The sequence below is a fragment of the Aeromonas sp. Marseille-Q7275 genome (genome assembly GCF_965119515.1).
The window spans coordinates 89,879-110,981 of sequence record NZ_CBCPLW010000007.1 but is presented as its reverse complement, the minus strand read 5'-3'; the positions used below and the strand labels follow the sequence as shown (position 1 = coordinate 110,981).

General features: G+C 64.0%; 16 protein-coding genes and 2 pseudogenes. 12 read left to right on the top strand and 6 right to left on the bottom strand.

Annotated elements, in window-relative coordinates; genetic code table 11:
* Positions 1 to 100 precede the first annotated feature (100 nt).
* The 4 genes from ACWPWQ_RS08785 to glyA form a co-directional block, all read right to left on the bottom strand.
* On the bottom strand, positions 101 to 754 hold the full coding sequence (locus ACWPWQ_RS08785) for a riboflavin synthase (protein ID WP_454009580.1): 654 nt from the start codon (positions 752 to 754) through the stop codon (positions 101 to 103).
* Positions 755 to 809: 55 nt separating this feature from the next.
* A complete protein-coding gene (ribD, locus tag ACWPWQ_RS08780) occupies positions 810 to 1,919 on the bottom strand; it encodes a bifunctional diaminohydroxyphosphoribosylaminopyrimidine deaminase/5-amino-6-(5-phosphoribosylamino)uracil reductase RibD (protein ID WP_319916228.1) in 1,110 nt (369 codons plus the stop codon).
* 290 nt (positions 1,920 to 2,209) lie between these two features.
* The gene (gene nrdR, locus ACWPWQ_RS08775; protein WP_025326027.1) at positions 2,210 to 2,659 is read right to left on the bottom strand and encodes a transcriptional regulator NrdR; all 450 of its coding nucleotides are present in this window, start codon (positions 2,657 to 2,659) and stop codon (positions 2,210 to 2,212) included.
* A 152-nt stretch (positions 2,660 to 2,811) separates the two neighbouring features.
* Positions 2,812 to 4,065: a serine hydroxymethyltransferase gene (gene glyA / locus ACWPWQ_RS08770; RefSeq protein ID WP_043153250.1), complete on the bottom strand. Its 1,254-nt coding sequence runs from the start codon at positions 4,063 to 4,065 to the stop codon at positions 2,812 to 2,814.
* A gap of 430 nt (positions 4,066 to 4,495) precedes the next feature.
* Here glyA and ACWPWQ_RS08765 point away from each other — a divergent pair, with 430 nt between their 5' ends.
* On the top strand, positions 4,496 to 4,822 hold the full coding sequence (locus ACWPWQ_RS08765) for a hypothetical protein (protein ID WP_139437313.1): 327 nt from the start codon (positions 4,496 to 4,498) through the stop codon (positions 4,820 to 4,822).
* Between the two features lie 3 nt (positions 4,823 to 4,825).
* On the opposite strand, the gene torS is transcribed toward ACWPWQ_RS08765, so the two are convergent.
* Complete coding sequence (torS, locus tag ACWPWQ_RS08760; RefSeq protein ID WP_454009579.1) at positions 4,826 to 7,651, bottom strand: TMAO reductase system sensor histidine kinase/response regulator TorS; 2,826 nt, start codon at positions 7,649 to 7,651, stop codon at positions 4,826 to 4,828.
* A gap of 70 nt (positions 7,652 to 7,721) precedes the next feature.
* On the opposite strand from torS, the gene torT reads away from it, so the two are divergent.
* Entirely contained in the window at positions 7,722 to 8,774 is a 1,053-nt protein-coding gene (torT, locus tag ACWPWQ_RS08755; protein ID WP_454009578.1) for a TMAO reductase system periplasmic protein TorT, read from the top strand.
* A 14-nt stretch (positions 8,775 to 8,788) separates the two neighbouring features.
* Here torT and torR read toward each other — a convergent pair whose 3' ends face one another.
* Positions 8,789 to 9,502: a two-component system response regulator TorR gene (gene torR, locus ACWPWQ_RS08750; protein WP_454009577.1), complete on the bottom strand. Its 714-nt coding sequence runs from the start codon at positions 9,500 to 9,502 to the stop codon at positions 8,789 to 8,791.
* A 151-nt stretch (positions 9,503 to 9,653) separates the two neighbouring features.
* Between torR and torC the strand changes: the two genes are divergently transcribed.
* The 10 genes and pseudogenes from torC (at position 9,654) to accC (ending at position 21,102) form a co-directional block, all read left to right on the top strand.
* Positions 9,654 to 10,817 carry a pentaheme c-type cytochrome TorC gene (gene torC, locus ACWPWQ_RS08745; RefSeq protein WP_139437305.1) on the top strand — a complete coding sequence of 388 codons (1,164 nt, stop codon included), beginning with the start codon at positions 9,654 to 9,656 and terminating at the stop codon, positions 10,815 to 10,817.
* 40 nt (positions 10,818 to 10,857) lie between these two features.
* Positions 10,858 to 13,350, top strand: coding sequence for a trimethylamine-N-oxide reductase TorA (gene torA / locus ACWPWQ_RS08740; protein ID WP_454009576.1), 2,493 nt, complete (start codon positions 10,858 to 10,860; stop codon positions 13,348 to 13,350).
* Positions 13,351 to 13,449: 99 nt separating this feature from the next.
* Positions 13,450 to 14,118: a molecular chaperone TorD gene (gene torD, locus ACWPWQ_RS08735; RefSeq protein ID WP_247625697.1), complete on the top strand. Its 669-nt coding sequence runs from the start codon at positions 13,450 to 13,452 to the stop codon at positions 14,116 to 14,118.
* A gap of 7 nt (positions 14,119 to 14,125) precedes the next feature.
* Complete coding sequence (locus ACWPWQ_RS08730) at positions 14,126 to 14,494, top strand: hypothetical protein (protein ID WP_043129151.1); 369 nt, start codon at positions 14,126 to 14,128, stop codon at positions 14,492 to 14,494.
* Between the two features lie 106 nt (positions 14,495 to 14,600).
* Positions 14,601 to 14,993, top strand: a pseudogene (locus ACWPWQ_RS08725) (PAS domain-containing protein); the annotation flags it as partial.
* 93 nt (positions 14,994 to 15,086) lie between these two features.
* Positions 15,087 to 16,394, top strand: a pseudogene (locus ACWPWQ_RS08720) (putative bifunctional diguanylate cyclase/phosphodiesterase); the annotation flags it as partial.
* Positions 16,395 to 16,565: 171 nt separating this feature from the next.
* On the top strand, positions 16,566 to 18,512 hold the full coding sequence (gene acs, locus ACWPWQ_RS08715) for an acetate--CoA ligase (RefSeq protein ID WP_454009575.1): 1,947 nt from the start codon (positions 16,566 to 16,568) through the stop codon (positions 18,510 to 18,512).
* A gap of 286 nt (positions 18,513 to 18,798) precedes the next feature.
* Positions 18,799 to 19,248 (top strand): type II 3-dehydroquinate dehydratase, encoded by a 450-nt coding sequence (gene aroQ, locus ACWPWQ_RS08710; protein WP_454009574.1) that lies wholly within the window; start codon positions 18,799 to 18,801, stop codon positions 19,246 to 19,248.
* 36 nt (positions 19,249 to 19,284) lie between these two features.
* The gene (gene accB, locus ACWPWQ_RS08705) at positions 19,285 to 19,746 is read left to right on the top strand and encodes an acetyl-CoA carboxylase biotin carboxyl carrier protein (protein ID WP_139437295.1); all 462 of its coding nucleotides are present in this window, start codon (positions 19,285 to 19,287) and stop codon (positions 19,744 to 19,746) included.
* A 15-nt stretch (positions 19,747 to 19,761) separates the two neighbouring features.
* Complete coding sequence (gene accC / locus ACWPWQ_RS08700; protein ID WP_025326014.1) at positions 19,762 to 21,102, top strand: acetyl-CoA carboxylase biotin carboxylase subunit; 1,341 nt, start codon at positions 19,762 to 19,764, stop codon at positions 21,100 to 21,102.
* Position 21,103 lies beyond the last annotated feature (1 nt).

The window sequence follows — 21,103 nt, the reverse complement described above, 5'->3', positions numbered from 1 at the left end:
TCGGCTTGATACTGCATCATTGTGTGCTAGATGGGGGCGCGGGGCCCCATTTCAATCGGAGCGGGATCACAGAACCGTGTTTTGCCCGCTCCCCTGCCTGTCAGATAAACCCGGATCGGGCCAGGGTCTCCAGGGTCAGGCTGGAGCCACCCTGCTCCTGCGCCCTGCCCTGCATCAGCCGCTCCAGATAGCGGGCGATCTGATCCACCTCCAGGTTCACCCTGTGGCCCGGTTTCCAGCGGGCTATGGTGGTCTCCTGGGCGGTGTGGGGCACAATGGTCAGGCGAAAGAGATCCCCCTGCACGGCGTTGACCGTCAGGCTGATGCCATCCACCGCAATGGAGCCCTTCTCGGCGATGTAGCGAGAAAGTTCCTTTGGCGCCTCGATCCAGTACTCGATGACGCGGCCGCTGTTGGACTTGCTCTTCACCTCGCCGATGCCATCCACGTGGCCCGAGACCAGGTGGCCACCGAGGCGGGAGGTGGGCATCAGCGCCTTCTCGAGGTTCACCGGATCCCCTACCTTGGCCTCGGCAAAGCCGGTGCGAGAGAGCGTCTCAAGGGAGACGTCGGCGGTGTAGCTCTTGTCCCCCAGGGCCACCACGGTCAGGCAGACGCCGTTGGTGGCGATGGAGTCACCCAGCTTGACGTCGCCAAAGTCCAGGGTCGGCGCGTGGACGGTGAGGGCCATGTCATCCCCTTGGCGGCGCAGGGCGGCCAGGGTGCCCATGGCTTCGATAATTCCGGTAAACATGCAGATCACCTTGCTGATGACGGGGGCAGTGACTGCCCCCTTGAACATTGATAAATCAGGCTATTTTCGCTGTGATGCGAATGTCCTGCCCCACCAGACGCACATCCTTGACAGTAAGCTTGGGGGCCTGGAACAGCCGGGTCAACTCCGGCAGGTGGAACAGGCCGCGCCCTTCATCCCCCAACAGCTTGGGGGCCTGATAGAGCACCAGCTCGTCCACCAGCCCCTTGGCCAGCAGGGCGCCGCACAGTCTGGGGCCCGCCTCCACCAGCACAGAGTTGATGTTCTGCTTGGCCAGCAGCATGAAGAGGCTCACCAGATCCAGCTTGCCATCCAGCAGCGGCAGGGTCAGTTGCTGCACCCAAGCAGGCCACTCCCCGTCGACCTTATGACGGGCCAGCAGCACAGGGCTCTCGCTCTGGAACAGGGGCAAGTCCGGGGTCAGCCGGTTCTGGGAATCGACGATGACCCGCAGCGGTTGGCGCAGGGTCTCTTTGGGATAAACGGCCTTGACCGAGGCCGGCAGCTCGTCCCAGCGCACGTTGAGGGAGGCGCCGTCGGCCAGCACCGTCTCGGCGCTGGAGAGCACCGCATCGTGGCGGGCACGCAGCCGCTGCACGTCCCGGCGCGCCTCCGGGGAGGTGATCCACTGGCTCTCGCCGCTCGCCATGGCGGTGCGACCGTCGAGGCTGGCGCCGAGCTTGACCGTCACCTGCGGGAAGGCGGTGCGCATCCGCTTGAAGAAGCCGGGGTTGAGGGCCTCGGCCTCGGCGCTGAGCAGGCCGAAGTCGGTCTTGATGCCCGCCTCGGAGAGCATGCGCAGGCCGCGCCCCCCCACCTGGGGATTGGGATCCACCATGGCGGCGACCACCCGGGTCACCCCGGCCTTGATCAGCGCCTCGGCACAGGGAGGGGTGCGACCGTGATGGGAGCAGGGCTCCAGGGTCACATAGGCGGTGGCGCCACGAGCCTCTTCCCCGGCGGCATGCAGGGCATAGACCTCGGCATGGGGTTCACCGGCACGCTGGTGCCAACCCTCCCCCACCACCACGCCGGCCTTCACCAGCACGGCGCCCACACAGGGATTGGGGGCCGTGGTGTAACGGCCGCGACGGGCCAGTTCGAGGGCCCGGCTCATCCATTGGTAATCATCTTGACTAAACATCTGGGCTCCCGTTCAACGCGAGAAAATAGGGGTGCTAACGCAATCCGTGGATGGCTGGCTTATTTCTCCAGCTTGGCGATCTCTTCGCCGCTTCTTGTTACAAACAAGGCGGATGTCCTCGAGTCCTGAGGTAGAGAAGGGTGAAGCGGATATTGCTTTGCTCACCCGACCCTCCTCACTTCTCCAACTTGGCGATCTCTTCACCGCTTCTTGTTACAAACAAGGCGGATGTCCTCGAGTCCTGAGGTAGAGAGGGTGAAGCGGATATTGCTTTGCTCACCCGACCCTCCTCACTTCTCCAGCTTGGCGATCTCTTCACCGAATTCGCGGATGTCCTCGAAGCTGCGATAGACGGAGGCGAAGCGGATATAGGCCACCTTGTCCAGGCTCTTGAGCTCATCCATCACCAGGTTGCCCACCAGCTGGGACGCGACTTCGCGCTCGCCGGTGGCACGCAGCCGGGACTTGATGTGATTGACCCCCTTTTCGATGGCCTCCATGCTCACCGGCCGCTTCTCCAGGGCCCGCAGTATGCCGGCCCGCAGCTTGTCTTCATTGAAGGGCTCGCGGGAGCCGTTGGACTTGATGACACGGGGCATCACCAGCTCGGCCATCTCGAAGGTGGTGAAGCGCTCGTGGCAGAGCAGGCATTCACGACGGCGGCGCACCTGATGGCCTTCTGCCACCAGACGGGAATCGATCACCTTGGTATCAACCGCACTACAGAAAGGGCAATGCATCGGACCTCCGGCGTTAACGGAAAAGGCACCTGCCCCGCGGGGTCAGGATCTTGGCCGGCCAGTGTAGCACGGCCATCCAAAGCCGGTAAAAGCCCAGAAAAAACAATGCCACCCTAAGGTGGCATTGGTCTCAAACCAGGCTGTCTGGCCGATCAGGCATAAACCGGGAAACGGCGGCAGATATCCAGCACCTTCTCGCGAACGGTGGCCAGCACGGCGTCGTTGTCGTGGTTGTCCAGCACGTCGCAGATCCAGTTGGCCAACTGGATGGACTCGGCTTCCTTGAAACCGCGGCGGGTGATGGCCGGGGTACCGATCCGCACACCTGAGGTGACGAACGGAGAGCGCGGGTCGTTCGGCACCGAGTTCTTGTTGACGGTGATGTTGGCCTTGCCCAGTGCGGCGTCGGCGTCCTTACCGGTCAGCTCGCGGCCGATGAGGTCAACCAGCATCAGGTGGTTGTCGGTGCCGCCGGAGACGATCTTGTAACCGCGCTCGATAAAGGTAGCGGCCATAGCCTTGGCGTTCTTGACGACCTGGGCCTGGTAGGTCTTGAACTCGGGCTCCAGCGCTTCCTTGAAGGCCACGGCCTTGCCGGCGATGACGTGCATCAGCGGGCCGCCCTGACCACCCGGGAAGACGGCGGAGTTCAGCTTCTTGTACAGATCTTCGTCGTCGGCGGCGGAGAGGATCAGACCACCGCGCGGACCGGCCAGGGTCTTGTGGGTGGTGGAGGTGACCACGTGGGCGTGGGGCACCGGGTTCGGGTAGACGCCAGCGGCAATCAGACCGGCCACGTGGGCCATGTCGACGAACAGGTAAGCACCGATCTTGTCGGCGATCTCGCGCATGCGGGCCCAATCGACGATGCCGGAGTAGGCGGAGAAGCCACCTATCATCATCTTCGGCTTGTGCTCGACCGCCAGACGTTCCATCTCGTCATAGTCGATCTTGCCGGACTCATCGATGCCGTAGGGGATGATGTTGTACAGCTTGCCGGAGAAGTTCACCGGGGAGCCGTGGGTCAGGTGACCACCGTGGGCCAGGTTCATGCCCAGCACGGTGTCGCCCGGCTGCAGCAGGGCCATGTAGACGGCGCTGTTGGCCTGGGAGCCGGAGTGCGGCTGCACGTTGGCATAGGTGGCACCAAACAGTTCCTTGGCGCGCTCGATGGCCAGGGTTTCGACCACGTCGACGTACTCGCAACCGCCGTAGTAACGCTTGGCCGGGTAGCCTTCGGCGTACTTGTTGGTCAACTGGGAGCCCTGGGCTTCCATGACGCGGGGGCTGGTGTAGTTCTCAGACGCGATCAGCTCGATATGTTCTTCCTGACGACGGGTTTCGTCTGTGATGGCCTGCCACAGCTCTGGATCATAGCCGGCGATGGTCATGTCACGTTTCAACATCCGTTTATCTCCTGAAAATCGTTTGCGCGATAGGTGAAGTGGGCCCGCGCATTGTAACGTGAGCTGGATCAAAGAGACAGTCCAACCACCCAAAAACTTGTTTATAAAATGTAAAATACGTCGCAATTTTCGAAGCCGGACACCCCTCTTTCCCCTTGCCTCTCGCGGGGCCGGCGCCCCTTCCGTCGGCTCGGCCCCTCCTGGGGCGCCCGGCGAATCTGTCTGACCCGCCCCCTGAATCCTCCCCTATGGAGGGCAAAAACCAGAGCCAGATCATGGATATAGCATTTACTAACAGATAACATCTTTAGACGGCACAGGGGCTGCGAAGCCTGGCGAGCGGCCATCGGCTGGCAACGGCAGGGCCCTTTGGCGCACAGGGTCGCACCAGAGCCCTGCATTTGCCTCTCTCACCACAAGGGGGAATTCCATGGATCATCTGATGCTGTTCGTGATTGTCGCCGTCTTTGCCATCTTCTATTGGGTCTATTACACCGGCAGTCGCAAGGGCGCCTGCACCACCCGCTGGGAGACGCTGCCCACCCGGGCGCAGTACCTGGCGGCCCACCCCGAGGCCGTCGATGGCGATATCATCTTCTGCATCCATTGCGGCCACCATCAGCAGCTCGAGGTGGGGGTGGTGCACCAGGCCGACTACCGGCGCCAGCACATCTGCCCCCGCTGCAAGCAGGCGCTCTACAGAGACGAGGAGCAGGAAGGGAGCGGCGGATCAGTCGTCGGCAGCAGACCAGGCTGAGGCTCATGCCGGGGCCGACGGCTGCCCCTCCTGCCACGCCTTGAGCGTCGCCACCGCCGCATCAAACGCTCCGGCCAGCCCCGCCGGATCGGCATCCCCCGCCTCCAGGGCGGCGCACTGCGCGGCAAAATCATCCAGCCCGAGCGCCAGAGCACTGCCCTTGAGCTTGTGGGCCATCCCCTTGCGCTCTTCCCCCTCGCTCCGCACCAGTGCGGCCACCAGGGCCGGCCCCTGGGATTCAAACAATCCGATGAGCTGACGGATGCGCTGGCTGCCGAGCAAGGCCAGGTCGGCGTCCAGCACGGGGTTGGCGGCCTGGGGGGCGGGCAGGCTGACGGTGCCCTCCCTCGCGTCCGGCAGGGCCTGCGTTGTCTCTATCTGGAACTGACGGTCGATGGCGCTGGCCAGCGCCGCCAGACGCACCGGTTTGCCGACAAAGTCCGCAAAGCCCGCCTCCAGACAGAGACGAATATCCTCGGGGTACATCTGGGCCGAGATGGCGATGGCGGGCAGGGGGCGCTCGTGCACCTCCTCGCTGATGGCGGCCAGATCTTCGCGCAGGGTCAGGCCATCCATGTCCGGCAGATTGATGTCGAGCAGCGCCAGATCGAAACCCCGCTCCGTCACCCGCGCCAGCGCCGAGCGCCCGTCTTCCGCCAGGGTGACGCAATGGCCCAGGCGCGTCAGCATGCCCTGCGCCACCAGCCGGTTGATCTCGTTGTCCTCCACCAGCAGGATCTCGCGAGGCTGGCCGAGGTGCAGCGGCTGGGCCGCGGTCGGCAGCTGGGCGGCCGAGCGTTGCAGGGGCAGGCTGAAGCTGAAGCGGCAACCCTCCCCGGGCCGGCTGGCGAGGCACAGCTCCCCCCCCATGGCGGCCACCAGCCTGCGGCTGATGGCAAGCCCGAGTCCGGTGCCCCCCTGGTGCCCCATGTCCCGCTTGCGCTGGCGGAACGCCTCGAACACCGCCTCCTGCTCCTGTTCAGGAATGCCGGGGCCGGTATCGCTCACCACGAACAGGATGCAGGGCTCGGCGCAGGGGCCGCCGCATGGGAGGGGGCTCACCTCGAGGCAGATCCGGCCCCTGGCGGTGAACTTGACCGCGTTGCCCAAAAGGTTCGCGAGTACCTGGCGCAGCTTGCCCAGATCCCCTTCCACCACGGGAGGCAGGGCGGGGGCGTACTCCAGCACCAGGGCCACCCCTCTGGCCTCTGCCTTGGGACGGAACAGGGCGCTCAGCTCATCGACCAGCTGATGCAGCGGGAAGGGTTCCCGGCGCGCCTCCACGTGGCCCGCCTCGATCTTGGAGTAGTCGAGGATGTCGTTGAGGATCTCCAGCAGGGATTCGCCGCTGTGCTCGATGGCGGCGAGATAGCGCCGCTGGGTCTCGCTGAGATGGGTGTCCTCCAGCAGGGTCAGCCCCCCCAGAATGCCGTTCATGGGGGTGCGGATCTCGTGGCTCATGGTGGCGAGGAAGACCGACTTGGCCCGATTGGCCTGTTCCGCCTCGGCGCGGGCCAGGCGCTGCTTCTCCACCTCTTCGTTGAGGCGCAGGTTGGCATGGCTGAGCTGCTCCGTCCGCTCCACCACTCGCGACTCCAGCTCCCGCTGATAGCGGCCCAGCTCGACCGCATTGTCACGAAACACCTGCAGGGCCCGTCCCAGCTCCGCCAGCTCGTCACGGCCCGCACTGGCGATCGGGTCAAGGGGGGCCAGATCCCCCCGCGCCAGCCGGCTCATCCCCGCCACCGCGTGTTGCAGTGGCCAGACGATGCGGCCGTAGACCATGCGCCACATCAGCAGCATCAGCAGCACCAGAGTGAGCAGGCCAATGCCCATCAGGGCCTGCTCCAGCAGCCTGAGACGCTGGCTCAGTGCCTGCTGACTCTGCCCCAGGGAATCGCGGGCACGGTTGACCAGATCACCCACCTGCTGGTTGAGGCTGCTCATCAGGGCCTCATTGGCGCTGGCCAGCACCCGCAGCGCCTCCCCCTTGCCGAGCCAGTCGCTGCGCAGTTGCACCAGCTGGTCGCTCTGCGCCAGCACGGCGAGGGCCTGCTCCACCCCCTGGCGACGGGCCGGATCCGTCACCGCCCCGGCCCTCAGCTGCAATATCGCCAGCTCCCGCTGTCCATCCCGCAACAGTGCCTGCAAGCGCTCCTGCCGCTCACCGCGCCAGATCTCCTCGATGCGCTGCTGCTGCATCAGGGTTCTGTGGCGCAGCTCGGTCATCTGCTCCAGCCAGTCGAGATCCTGCTCCAGCAGGCGGTCTATCGCTGCGGCGGCGCGCCCCTGCAAGGGGTAGAGGGAGCCGAGCCCTGCCACCATCACGGTCTCGGCGTTCTCCATCTGGCTGCGGGCAAGCTCCGCCACCTCGCCGGCCGCGGCCACTAGGCGGGCGCGCAGGTCGTTGCCTTGCGCCATCAGGGTCAGGCGCTCCCCCACCAGCCAGCCCTGCTGCCCCAGGTTGCCTATGATGCTCTGGCTCAGGGGATGGAGCTGCTCCTGCACCTGCCTGTCCCCCTCACCGCCGAGCTGCGCCAGCAGGCGCTGCATCTGCTGCCCCTGCAGGGTGAGCAAGCGTCCCTGATGCTCACGCTCCGCCTCGCTGGTCGCCGTGGCCAGCAGATGGGAGGCGCTCTGGATCTCGCCGCTCAGGCGCGCCAGGGTACGGGCCCGCTCCTGATCGGCCAGGGTCTGCTGCACCCCCTGCTCCAGCTGGCGCAGGTGGGTGAGCCCAATCCACCCGAGCAGGGAGGCGCTCAGGGTCAGCAGCGCCATCAGGGAGAAGGCCAGCAGCAGCCTGCCCCCCAGGCCGGAAAAGATTCTCACGCTCGGCACCTTGGTTGTGGTCGGCTTTGACCGGATAATGTGGGCCCACACTTTAACAAAACCCCGGCTCATGCGAAGCGTCTATCTCTCCCTGTTGCTCATGCTGCTCCCTGGCCCCCTCCTCGCCTTCGAGGTGGATCACTGGCCAGGTGGCGCCTTCAGCGGCCAGCCCGTGCGCCTCCAGTGGCCAGGGCCAGCGCCTCTTCAATCTCCCCTGACCCTGTGCGCCCTCTATCCCCATCTGCGGGACGCCTACTGGCTGTCGGTCAATCAAGGCATGGTGGAAGAGGCGACACGGCTGGGGGTCAGCTTGCGGATCCACGAGGCGGGGGGCTACGGTGCCCTGGCCGAGCAGCGCCAGCAGTTGCAGCAGTGCGTGAGGGAGGGGAGCCACGCCATCCTGCTTGGCGCCGTGAGCTATGAGGGGCTGAGGGAGGCTATCACCGCCAGCCCGCTGCCGGTATTCGGCCTGGTCAACGATCTGCCCGCCGGCCTGGTGCGGGCCAAGGTGGGGGTCTCCTGGTATCAGATGGGCTGGCAGATGGGGCACTGGCTGGCACTGCGTCACCCGGCGGGCAGCAAACCCGTCTCGGTTGCCCTGTTCCCGGGCCCCAAGAGCAGCGGTGGCAACAACGTGGTCGAGCCCGGTTTTGCCGATGCCATCCGGGGGAGCGCCATCAGGCTGGTGACCACGGCCCGCGGCGACAACAGCCGCGAGATCCAGCGCACCCTGGTGCAGCAGACCCTGGCCCGCCACCCGGACCTCGACTACCTGGTGGGGGGCGCCATTGCCGCCGAAGTGGCGGTCAACGAGCTGGCCCAGCGCCGGCTCGACCACCCCAGAGTGCTCGGTACCTACTTCAGTCACGGGGTGCAGCGCGGCCTGCTGCGGGGCAAGATGCTGGCGGCCAACAGCGATCAGATGCGGCTGCAGGGCCGCCTCGCCGTGGCCCAGGCCGTCTGCCTGCTACGGCATCCCGAGGCGGACGAGCAGCAGTGCCCCCGGGTGATGGGCCCCCCTATTCTGACCCTGGATGGGCCCCTGGCCGACACCGGCGACTCCCTCTCCGAGGGGGCTTTTCGCCCCGTCTACCGGGTCGGTGCCGCCCCAGCCGGCCAATAGCCAAGCCTGCTGACTCAGGGAGCCAGCTCACCGGCAAACAGATAGCCCTCCCCGTGCACGGTGACAAAGAGCTGGGGATCCCGGGGATCCAGCTCCATCTTGCCCCGTAGCCGCCGGATCAGCACGTCTATGGTGCGATCGCTCGGGCCATCGCCACGGTGGCTGATGAGGGTCAGGATCCGCTCCCGACTGAGCACCCGCCCGGGGTGGGCGACGAAGGCCACCAGCACCTCGTATTCTGCCTTGGTCAGGCGCACCGGCACCCCGTCCTTGCTGAGCTGGCGGCGGGGAATGTCGAATCGCCAGGGGCCAAAGCGCACCGCATCGTCGGTCGTCTCGGGTTCACTCGGGGCGGCGGCAGCCAGCGAAATCCGCCACAGCAGGTTCTTGACCCGCACCAGCAGCTCTCTGAGCTCGAACGGCTTGGTGACATAGTCATCGGCCCCCATCTCGAGGCCGACTATCCGGTCCACCGCATCGCTGCGGCCGGTGACCAGAATGATCCCCACCGTGCTGCGCGCCCTCAGCTCACGGGTCAGCAGCAGGCCGTCTTCCCCCGGCAGGTTGATGTCCAGCATCACCAGATCGACCGTCTGCTCCGCCAGCACGGCGCGCATCTCCTGGCCGTTTTCCACCGCCGTCACCCGATAGCCCTCCCGCTCGAAATAGCCGGTCAGCTTCTCGCGGGTCACCGCATCATCTTCAACAACCAGAATGTGGTAGCTCATGGGCAGGGTTCACGAAGGTCGACAAGGGAGGATTATTCTATTCACATTTTGTCATAAATACCCCTATTTCGTTAATTTACCGCGGCAACCCTGTTCACAGCCTCTCCCTATCATGGCCCTCATCAAAAAGTCATGATGATGAGAGACAGCTATGAAAAAACTGTGGCACTTCCTGCGCACACCCAGCCGCCGCTGGTCGGTGCTGGCGCTGGTTCTGGCCGGCGTCGGGGTCACCCTGGCCGGCAGCGTCGGCCTGCATTACGGCTTCGAGAAGACCAGCAGCCTCGAGTTCTGCATCTCCTGCCACTCCATGAAGGACACCGTCTATCCGGAGTACAAGGAGTCCATCCACTTCAAGAACGCCTCCGGGGTACAGGCCATCTGTACCGACTGCCACCAGCCGAAGGATTTCGTCGGCAAGGTAGCCCGCAAGATGGAGGCGGCCAACGACCTCTATCAGGAGTACATAGGCCACAGCATCGACACCCAGGAGAAGTTCGAGGACAGGCGCCTGCACCTGGCCGAGAAGGTGTGGGCCCGGATGAGCAGCCAGAACTCCAAGACCTGCAAGTCCTGCCACAGCTACGACAACATGGATCACGCCAAGCAGTCCCCGGCGGCAGCGCTGGCGATGAAGGATGCGGCGGCGAAGAACATGAACTGCATCGAGTGCCACAAGGGTATCGCCCACGAACTGCCCAACATGGCGGGGGGCTTCCGTGCCACCTACGCCACCCTGGCAAGCGAAGCGCAAGAGGCGCCAGCCGGCGACACCCTCTACACCCTGGGTGAAAAGGATCTCTATGCCAGCGAGCAGAGCACCGACCCGGTCGGCAAGCTGCTGCCCGCCTCCCGCATCGACGTCGTGGCCCGCAGCGGCGATCGCCTCAAGGTGACCATCGAAGGGTGGCGCGAGCGCGACGGCAAGGGCCGGGTGCTGAGCGAGTACATGGGCAAGCGGGTCTTCGTGGCCACCGTCCGTGACGAGCTGAAAGCGAGCGAGAAGGTGCTCAAGCAGGAGACCGACAGCGCCACCCATATCCAGTGGGAGCAGGTACAGGTGCAGGCCTGGGTCGATGGCAAGGGGCTCGAGCCCTCCCTCAAACCCATCTGGGATTACGCCGGCGAGATGTACAAGTCCACCTGCAACTCCTGCCACGGCGCGCCGGACCCGGCTCACTTCACCGCCAATGGCTGGATCTCGGGACTCAAGGCGATGTCCGCCTACTACCGCCTGAGCAAGGAAGAGGAGCGCACCCTGCTCAAATACCTGCAAAACCATGCCGCCGATACCGGTGGTCAGGGCAGCCACTAATTCCGGATTCGAGTTCCGGATCCGAGAGAGGAATAACAAGATGATCAACATTTCCCGTCGTGGTTTTCTGGGTGGCTTGCTGGCCAGCGGTGCCTCTGCCCTGATCGGCCCCTCCCTGCTCGGTCGCGCCGTGATGGCCGCCGAGTCCGGCGAAAAATTGGTGCAGTCCGGTTCCCACTGGGGCGCCTTCCGCGCCCGGGTGGTCGATGGCCGCTGGGTCGAGACCCTGCCGTTCGAGCACGACAAGCACCCCACCGAGATGCTCAAGGCCCTGAGTGAGGTGGTCTACAACCCCTCCCGCATCCGCTACCCCATGGTGCGGCTGGACTGGCTGCGCAAGGGCCACCAGTCCGACACCAGCGAACGCGGCCAGAACCGCTTCGTGCGGGTCACCTGGTCACAGGCGCTGGACTTCTTCTATCACGAGCTGGAGCGAGTGCAGAAGACCCATGGCCCGAGCGCCCTCTACGCCGGTCACTCCGGCTGGCAGTCGGTGGGCAAGCTGCACTCCGCCGGCGCCATGCTGGGGCGTGCCATGAACCTGCACGGCACCTATCTGGCCAAGGCCGGTGACTACTCCACCGGCGCCGCCCAGGTGATCCTGCCCCACGTAGCGGGCGCCATGGAGGTGTACGAGCAACAGACCTCCTGGCCGCTGGTGCTGGAGCACAGCAAGACCATAGTCATCTGGGGTTCCGATCCCATCAAGAACCTGCAGGTGGGCTGGCTGGTGCCGGATCACAGCGTCTACGACTACTGGGCGCAGCTCAAAGAGAAGGTGGCCAAGGGCGAGATCCGGGTGATCAGCATCGACCCGGTCAAATCCAAGACCCAGAAGTACCTCAACTGCGATCAGGTGACCCTGAATCCGCAGACCGACGTGCCGCTGATGCTGGGCATCGCCCACACCCTCTACAGCGAGAAGCGTCACGATGAGGCGTTCCTCAAGAACTACACCACCGGTTTTGACAAGTTCCTGCCCTATCTGCTGGGCACCAGCGACGGTCAGGTGAAGGATGCCGAGTGGGCCGCCGCCATCTGCGGCGTGCCTGCCGAGACCATCCGCGAGCTGGCCCGCGCCATGAGCAGTGGCCGTACCCAGCTCATCGGCGGCTGGTGCGTGCAGCGCATGCACCACGGCGAGCAGTACGCCTGGATGCTGGTGGTACTGGCCTCGATGATTGGCCAGATCGGCCTGCCGGGGGGCGGTTACGGCTTTGGCTGGCACTACAACGGGGCAGGCACCATCACCTCCAGCGGCCCCATCATGTCCGGTTTCAGCTCGGTCATTCCCGGGGTCAAGCCGCGCCATGACGGCGACTGGAAGGGCTACTCCAAGTACATTCCGGTGGCCCGCTTCGTCGATTGCATCCTCAATCCTGGCAAGACCATCGCCTTCAACGGCCAGACCATCACCTACCCCCACATGAAGATGGCGGTGTTCTGCGGCAACAACCCCTTCCACCACCAGCAGGATCGCAACAAGATGGTCGCGGCCTGGCGCAAGCTGGAAACCGTGGTCAGCATCGATCACCAGTGGACGGCCAGCTGCCGCTTCGCCGATATCGTGCTGCCCGCCACCACCACCTATGAGCGGGATGACATCGAGCAGTGGGGCTCTCACTCCAACGCCGGCATTCTGGCCATGTACAAGGTGGTGGAGCCGCTGTTCGAGGCGCGCGATGACTACGACATCTTCGCCGATCTCTGCCGTCGCTTCGGTCGCGAGGCCGAGTTCACCGGCGGCAAGAGCAAGCTGGAGTGGATCCAGAGCATCTATGACGACGCCCGCCTGCAGGGTCGCGGCATCGGCATCCGTCTGCCCCGCTTCAGCCAGTTCTGGCACGGGGAAGGCTTCGTCACCTTCCCGGCGGGCCAGCCCTGGGTGCGCCACGCCTCGTTCCGCCAGGAGCCGGATCTGGAACCGCTCGGCACCCCGTCCGGCCTCATCGAGATCTACTCCAAGACCATCGCCGACTACGGCTATGGGGATTGCCCGGGCCACCCGGTCTGGATCGAGCCCTACGAGCGCTCTCACGGCGGCCCTGGCAGCAAGCAGTTCCCGCTGCACCTGCAATCCTGCCACCCGGACAAGCGGCTGCACAGCCAGCTCTGCTCCTCCGACAACTACCGTGCCACCTACACGGTGCAGGGGCGCGAGCCCGTCTACATGAACCCGCAGGATGCCAAAGCGCGCGGCCTCAAGGACGGCGATCTGGTGCGGGTGTTCAACGGCCGCGGTCAGGTGCTGGCCGGTCTGGTGGTGAGCGATGACTACGCCCCCGGCGTGGTGCGCATTCAGGAAGGTGCCTGGTATGGCCCGCAGGAGGGCGGCAAAGTGGGTACGCTCTGTACCTATGGCGATCCCAACGTGCTGACCGCCGACATCGGATCCTCCAGCCTGGCGCAGGCCACCACGGCCCACACGGCGCTGGTGGAGATCGAGAAGTTCCACGGGCAGGCCCCTGCCATCACAGCCTTCGGCGCGCCCGAGTCGGCAAAGGGTATAGACCCCATGTTCCCGGCGCTCTGACCCTTGGGAGACGAAAGCACCCCCTTGAGTTTCCTTTATTTTTAAAGTCGTTAGAATCGGGAGCCATCAAGGCTCCCGATTGCCATCCACGGAGGAAAAATGCAGGAATTTATGGCTACCAGCGAACGCCGGGCCCAACTCTACTGGTGGTTCTCCACCCTGTTTGCCGCCGAACTCAGTGATGAGCAGATCGCCGAATATGACACCTATGATGTGCGAAGCTTCCTGAAAAGCCTCTCCACCCTGGATCCCATGCGCGAGGCCGTGACCGAGCTCAACGACGCCATCGCCCGCCTGCTGGTGCGCACCGATCGCCAGCTGGAGCTCGCCGCCGACTTCGCCGGCCTCTTCCTGGTGGATCCCAAGCAGGGCGCCCTGCCCTACGAGTCCCTCTACCGGGGTGAGGCCAAGCTGATGATGCAGGCCCCCATGGCCGAGATGCAGGCCCGCCTCGATCGCCTTGGCATCAATGTCAGCGACAAGTACAAGGAGCCCGCCGATCACCTGGCCATCGAGCTGGATCTGATGGGCAACCTCATCATTCGCGCCGCCGAGGCGACCACCGCCGCCGAGCGGGCGCAATGGCTGCAGGAGCAGGAAGCGCTCTTGCACCACCATCTGCTGGGCTGGTTCGACAAGTTCGAGACCGCCTGTCGCGCCGCCGACCAGTTTGGCTTCTACGGCGCCAGTGCCCGTCTGCTGGGGGTCTTCCTCACCATGGATGCCAACTACCTCAGCCTGGTCAAGCCGGCACAGTCCGCCGACTAAGCCTCGCATGAAGACAGCCCTGCTTCTGATTGCATGCTGGCTGCTGGCCCTGATCCCGCTGGATCAGGGCCTGACCCCCCTCGCCGTCCTGCTGTTCCACCCGGACAGGGAACTGTACGGCGCCGCCCAGCTGACCGGCTTTGGCGGCATTCTGCTCACCCTCTACCTCGCCAATCTCGGCGTGGAAGTGGTGCTGCGCCGCCGCTTCCAGATAGCGGGCATGCTGACCCTGCTGGTGGCCTGGATAGGCTTCATCAACAGCAGCGGCAGCGAGTCACATTTCCTGCTGCTCTACCTGCTGGCCCTGCCGTTCCACCTGCTCGGCTGGCTGGTACTGGTGCGCGGCATTCAGGCATTCGGCCGCCAGAAAGGCTGACATCCCCTTGATTTGACATCATTCCCAGACTTTCTCTTCCTCCTGAAACTTCCTGCCATACTGACACAGTCATCTAAATGACAATGAAATCAATTCAGGAGCCTCCATGGAAAAAGTGCTACCCGAATCGGTTCAGACACTGCATTTGTCAGGCCCGTTATCCCTTCATGAATGGCAACAACTGTTCGAGCTGGCACCCTTTGGGATAGGGGTCTTCGATCGTGACTTCAGGTGCCGTGGCGTCAACGGTATCTTCACCGAGCTGAGCGGTCTGGCGCAGGGGGATCACCTCGGCAAGACGCTGTTTGACATCACCCCGGCCCAGGCGCCCATGCTGCTCCCCCGGCTCAAGCAATTGCTCGATGGTGCCCCCCGGGCCGAGCTGGATCTCGGCTGTATCCATGTCTCCCGCCCCGGCGGGCCGAGGCGCTGGCAGATGAGCTGCAGCCCCCTGATGGACGCAACAGGGCTCTTCAATGGCATCTTCCTCATCGCCCGCGACCTCACCCAGGATCCCCGCGCCTACCTGGGCCTGACTCGCTTCACCGGGGAGATCCAGGAGACCAGCAGCCTGCATGCACAGCGGCTCTACCAGGCGGAGGCAAGGCTCCACCACCTCTCCTATCACGACCCCCTCACCGACCTTGGCAATCGCAGCCTGTTGCAGGAACGGCTCGCACTGGAGATGGAGACGGCCAGGCTCAACCGGCAGCCCCTCGCCCTGCTGTTCATCGATCTCGACGGCTTCAAGCTGATCAACGACAACCTGGGGCACAGCGCCGGGGATCTGCTGCTCAAGCTGCTGGCGGAGCGCATCCGTCACAGCCTGCGCCCGGGGGATCTCGCCACCCGGCTCGGCGCAGACGAATTTCTGGTGCTGCTGCCCGACATCGGGCAGCACCAGGAGCTGGTGGAGCTGATCGAGCGGCTGCAACACAGGCTCCACGATCCTGCCGACATAGGGCAGGAGCGGGTGAGGCTCTCCGCCAGCATAGGGGTCGCCCTCTACCCGGATCATGGCCTGACCCAGGACAGCCTCATCAGTGCGGCGGACAATGCCATGCATGAGGCCAAGCGCCGGGGCCGCAACGGCCATCTGTTCTACTCCCCCGAGATGATGACCCAGATGAGGGAGCGGATGGCCCTGGAGCAGGGGCTGATCAAGGCCATGGAGCAGCAGCAGTTCCGCCTGCTGTACCAACCCATGACGGATCTGGCCAGTGACAGCCTCAGCGGCCTCGAGGCCCTGGTGCGCTGGCAGCACCCGAGCGAGGGCATTATCTCTCCCGCCCGCTTCATTCCGGTGGCCGAGGAGTGCGGCCTGATAGAGCAGTTGGGGGAATGGGTGATGCGCACCGCCTGCCAGCAGGGACAGCGGTGGCTGGCGGAGGGGTTCGCCGTGCCCAGGCTGTCCGTCAATGTGTCGGTCAGGGAGATGCGATCCCCCGACTACGTGGACAGGGTCACCGCCATCCTGGCGCAGACCGGCTTCCCGGCAGAGCGGCTGGAGATCGAGGTCACCGAGAGCATCATCCAGAGCGTGGATCAGAGCCTGCGGCTCTTTACCCGCCTCAAGGCTCTGGGAGTGCAGATCGCCATCGACGACTTCGGCACCGGCTTCTCCTCCCTGAGCCTGCTCAAAAGCCTGCCCATAGACCGCATCAAGATAGACAGGGCCTTCGTGCAGGCGCTGCCCGACGACAGGCACAGCCGGGAGCTGTGCCGCACCATAGTCAGCCTGGCAGACAGCCTCGGCATGGCGGTCACGGCGGAAGGCATAGAGACCCAGCCCCAGCGCCAGTTCCTGCAATCCCTGCGCTGCGAGGAGGGCCAGGGCTACCTGTTCAGCCATCCCCTGTCCGAACCCCACATGACCTCCATGCTCGCCACAGGGCATTGACGATCCCGGACAGCCCAATGACAGAAGGGAGCCTCAGGCTCCCTTCTTCGCGATCCCTCGGCCATGTCGACCGGCCCCTCTCGTCGCTATCCAAAAGTCTAATTGCCCTCCCGTGCCAAAGGTATAAGTTGTTACTCAATCATTACAAAAATGTATTCACAGGAGTGAGAGATGAGCGAGAGCAAGGTCTATCCGGTCAAGGCCCACATAGGTAGCGACGCCCTGCTGGACAAGGAAGGTTATGAAGCCATGTACCTGGCGTCGGTGCAGAACCCGGACGCCTTCTGGGGGGAGCAGGGCAAGATCCTCGACTGGATGACCCCCTACACCCGTGTCAAGAACACCTCCTACGATCCGGGCCACGTCTCCATCAAGTGGTACGAGGATGGCCTGCTCAACGTGTCGGCCAACTGCCTGGATCGCCACCTGGCCCAACGCGGCGACAAGGTCGCCATCATCTGGGAAGGGGACAACCCGGCCGAGGATCGCAAGCTCACCTATCGCGAGCTCCACTCCGAGGTGTGCAAGTTTGCCAACGTGCTCAAAGCCCAGGGGGTCAAGCGCGGTGACATGGTCTGCCTCTACATGCCCATGGTGCCTGAGGCGGCCATCGCCATGCTCGCCTGTACCCGCATCGGGGCGGTGCACAGCATCGTCTTCGGCGGCTTCTCGCCGGAGGCGCTCTCTGGTCGCATCATCGACTCGGGCTCCTCCATCGTCATCACAGCCGACGAGGGCCTGCGCGGTGGCCGCCCCATCCCCCTCAAGAAGAACGTGGACGAGGCGCTCACCCACCCGGATACCAAGGTCAGCAAGGTGATCGTCCTCAAGCGCACCGGCGGCAAGGTCGCCTGGCATGACCACAGGGATATCTGGTGGCACGACGCCGTCGCCGCTGCCAGCCCGGAATGCCCGCCCGAAGCCATGGGCGCCGAGGATCCCCTGTTCGTGCTCTACACCTCGGGCTCCACCGGCAAGCCCAAGGGGGTGCTGCACACCACCGGCGGCTACCTGGTCTATGCCGCCCTCACCTTCAAGTACGTGTTCGACTATCACGAGGAGGACATCTACTGGTGTACCGCCGACGTGGGCTGGGTCACGGGTCACTCCTATCTGGTCTACGGGCCGCTCGCCAACGGCGCCACCACCCTCATGTTCGAAGGGGTGCCAAACTACCCGGCCACCAACCGCATGAGCCAGGTGGTGGACAAGCACCAGGTCAGCATCCTCTATACCGCCCCCACCGCCATCCGCGCCCTGATGGCCAAGGGCAAGGAGGCCATCGAAGGCACCTCCCGCCAGAGCCTGCGCATCATGGGATCTGTGGGGGAACCCATCAACCCGGAAGCCTGGGAGTGGTACTACCGCACCATAGGGGACGAGCGCTGCCCCATAGTCGACACCTGGTGGCAGACCGAGACCGGCGGCATCCTGATAAGCCCGCTGCCCGGCGTCACCGCCCTCAAGCCCGGCTCCGCCACCCGTCCCTTCTTCGGAGTGCAGCCGGCCCTGGTGGACAACCTGGGTGAGCCGCTGGAGGGCGCCACCGAGGGCAACCTGGTGATCACCGACTCCTGGCCGGGCCAGATGCGCACCGTGTTCGGCGATCACGAGCGCTTCGAGCAGACCTACTTCTCCACCTTCCCGGGCCGCTACTTCACCGGCGACGGTGCCCGTCGCGACGAGGATGGCTACTACTGGATCACCGGTCGGGTGGATGATGTACTCAACGTCTCCGGCCACCGCATGGGCACCGCCGAAATCGAGTCGGCCCTGGTGGCCCATCCGAAGATCGCCGAGGCGGCCGTGGTGGGGGTGCCCCACGAGATCAAGGGTCAGGGCATCTACGCCTATGTCACCCTGATCGCCGGGGAGGAGCCGAGCCGCGAGCTGCACAAGGAGGTGAAGGAGTGGGTGCGCAAGGAGATAGGCGCCATCGCCACCCCGGACGTGATCCACTGGGCCGAGGGGCTGCCGAAGACCCGCTCCGGCAAGATCATGCGTCGTATTCTGCGCAAGATCGCCACCGGCGAGACCGACAGCCTGGGGGATATCTCCACCCTGGCGGATCCGGGTGTCGTGGACAAGCTTATCCGCGAGAAGTCGGAAGCGGCCTGATCCCCTTCGCTTGCTGCACGACAAAGCCGGCCCTGTGCCGGCTTTGTCGTGTCTGGAAAGCCTGAAGAGGTGGATGCTGCGGCAGAGCGGCTCCGGGCGCCAAAATGCTCAATAAATAGCCAGATGTAGAGATTAGACCAGTAAAATGCTGCTAATTTTCACGAAATCAATATAATTGCGAAATCTGTGTGCCAGGGCACACCGAATTGTGCAGAAAGTGGCTAGATTTTTGGTGGTCCACAGATAGCTGATAGATAGCAGCATAATCATCGAGGATGTACTCAATATGTCGCAACATCACCGAATCCTCCTGCTCAACGGTCCCAACCTGAATCTGCTGGGCAAGCGGGAGCCGGGAATCTACGGCAGCAAGACGCTCGATGAGATCGTCGCCGATATGAGCCAGTACGCCAACGAACTCGGTGTCACCCTGGAACACCTGCAATCCAATGCCGAACATGAGTTGGTCGGCCGCATCCATCAGGCCATGGGCCAGGTGGATTTTATCATCATCAACCCGGCCGCCTTCACCCACACCAGCGTCGCCCTGCGCGATGCCCTGCTGGGCGTGGCCATCCCCTTTATCGAGGTTCACCTGTCAAACGTGCATGCCAGGGAACCCTTCCGCCATCACTCCTATCTGTCTGATGTCGCCAAGGGGGTCATTTGTGGGCTGGGTGCCGATGGCTACCAATTCGCTTTAACCGCGGCCGTGCATCAGTTGCGCGCGGCTTGATAATCACTGATCAGATAAAGAAGAAAGAGAATGCTAATGGATATCCGCAAAATCAAGAAGCTGATTGAACTGGTTGAAGAGTCCGGCATCGCCGAGCTGGAAATCTCCGAAGGGGAAGAGTCCGTTCGCATCAGCCGTAATTTCTCCGGCCAGGTTAGCGTTGCCCCGCAGATGATGATGCAGCCGGCACAGGTTCAACAAGCCGCCGCTCCGGTCGCCGCTGCCGCTCCGGCCGCCGCCCCTGCTGCCGATGCCGCCCCGAGTGGCCATCTGATGCGCTCCCCCATGGTGGGCTCCTTCTACCGCTCCTCCAGCCCGGAAGCCAAGCCGTTCGTGGAAGTCGGTCAGCACGTCAATGTCGGCGACACCCTGTGCATCGTCGAAGCCATGAAAATGATGAACCAAATCGAGTCTGACAAGGCCGGTGTGATCAAAGCGATCCTGGTTGAAAATGGTCAGGCCGTCGAATTTGACGAGCCGCTGTTCATCATCGAATAAGGGAAGACGCCACCCATGTTGGACAAAGTAGTCATCGCCAACCGCGGTGAAATTGCCCTGCGGATCCTGCGCGCCTGCAAAGAGCTCGGGATCAAGACAGTGGCCGTTCACTCCACCGCCGATCGGGAGCTCAAGCATGTGCTCCTGGCCGACGAAACCATCTGTATCGGCAAACCCGCCAGCGGTGAGTCCTACCTCAACGTGCCGGCCATCATAGCCGCCGCCGAGGTGACCGGTGCCGTCGCCATCCACCCGGGCTACGGCTTCCTCTCCGAGAACGCCGACTTCGCCGAAGTGGTCGAGAAATCCGGCTTCATCTTCATCGGCCCGCGCGCCGAGACCATTCGCCTGATGGGTGACAAGGTTTCCGCCATCGAAGCCATGAAGAAGGCGGGCGTCCCCTGCGTACCCGGCTCCGACGGCCCGGTGGACAACGATGCCAAGCGCAACGCCACCATCGCCAAGCGGATCGGCTACCCCGTGATCATCAAGGCCGCCGGTGGCGGTGGTGGTCGTGGCATGCGCGTGGTGCGCAACGAGTCGGAGCTGGCCGCCGCCATCGCCCTGACCAAATCCGAAGCGGGCCAGTTCTTCAAGAACGACATGGTCTACATGGAGAAATACCTGGAGAACCCGCGCCACATCGAGATCCAGGTGCTGGCAGACGGCCAGGGCACCGCCCTCTACCTGGGTGAGCGGGACTGCTCCATGCAGCGTCGTCACCAGAAGGTGGTGGAAGAGGCGCCGGCACCCGGCATCACCGAAGAGATGCGCAAGTTCATCGGTGAGCGCTGCGTGCGCGCCTGTCTCGAGATCGGCTACCGCGGTGCGGGCACCTTCGAGTTCCTGTACGAGAACGGCGAGTTCTACTTCATCGAGATGAACACCCGGATCCAGGTCGAGCACCCGGTCACCGAGATGGTCACCGGCGTGGATCTCATCAAGGAGCAGCTGCGCATCGCCGCCGGCCAGCCCCTGTCGATCACCCAGCAGGACATCCGTCTCCGTGGCCATGCCATCGAGTGCCGGATCAATGCCGAGGATCCGGCCACCTTCATGCCGTCTCCTGGTCTCATCCAGCGCTTCCACGCGCCGGGTGGCCTGGGCGTGCGCTGGGAATCCCACATCTATGCGGGTTACAAGGTGCCCCCCTACTACGACTCCATGATCGGCAAGCTGATCTGTTACGGCGAGAACCGTGACATCGCCATCGCCCGCATGCGTCACTCTCTCGACGAGCTGGTGGTGGAAGGGATCAAGACCAACATCGCCCTGCAAAAAGAGATCATGAAGGACGAGAACTTCCAGCACGGTGGTACCAACATCCACTATCTGCACAAGAAGCTGGGTCTGTAAG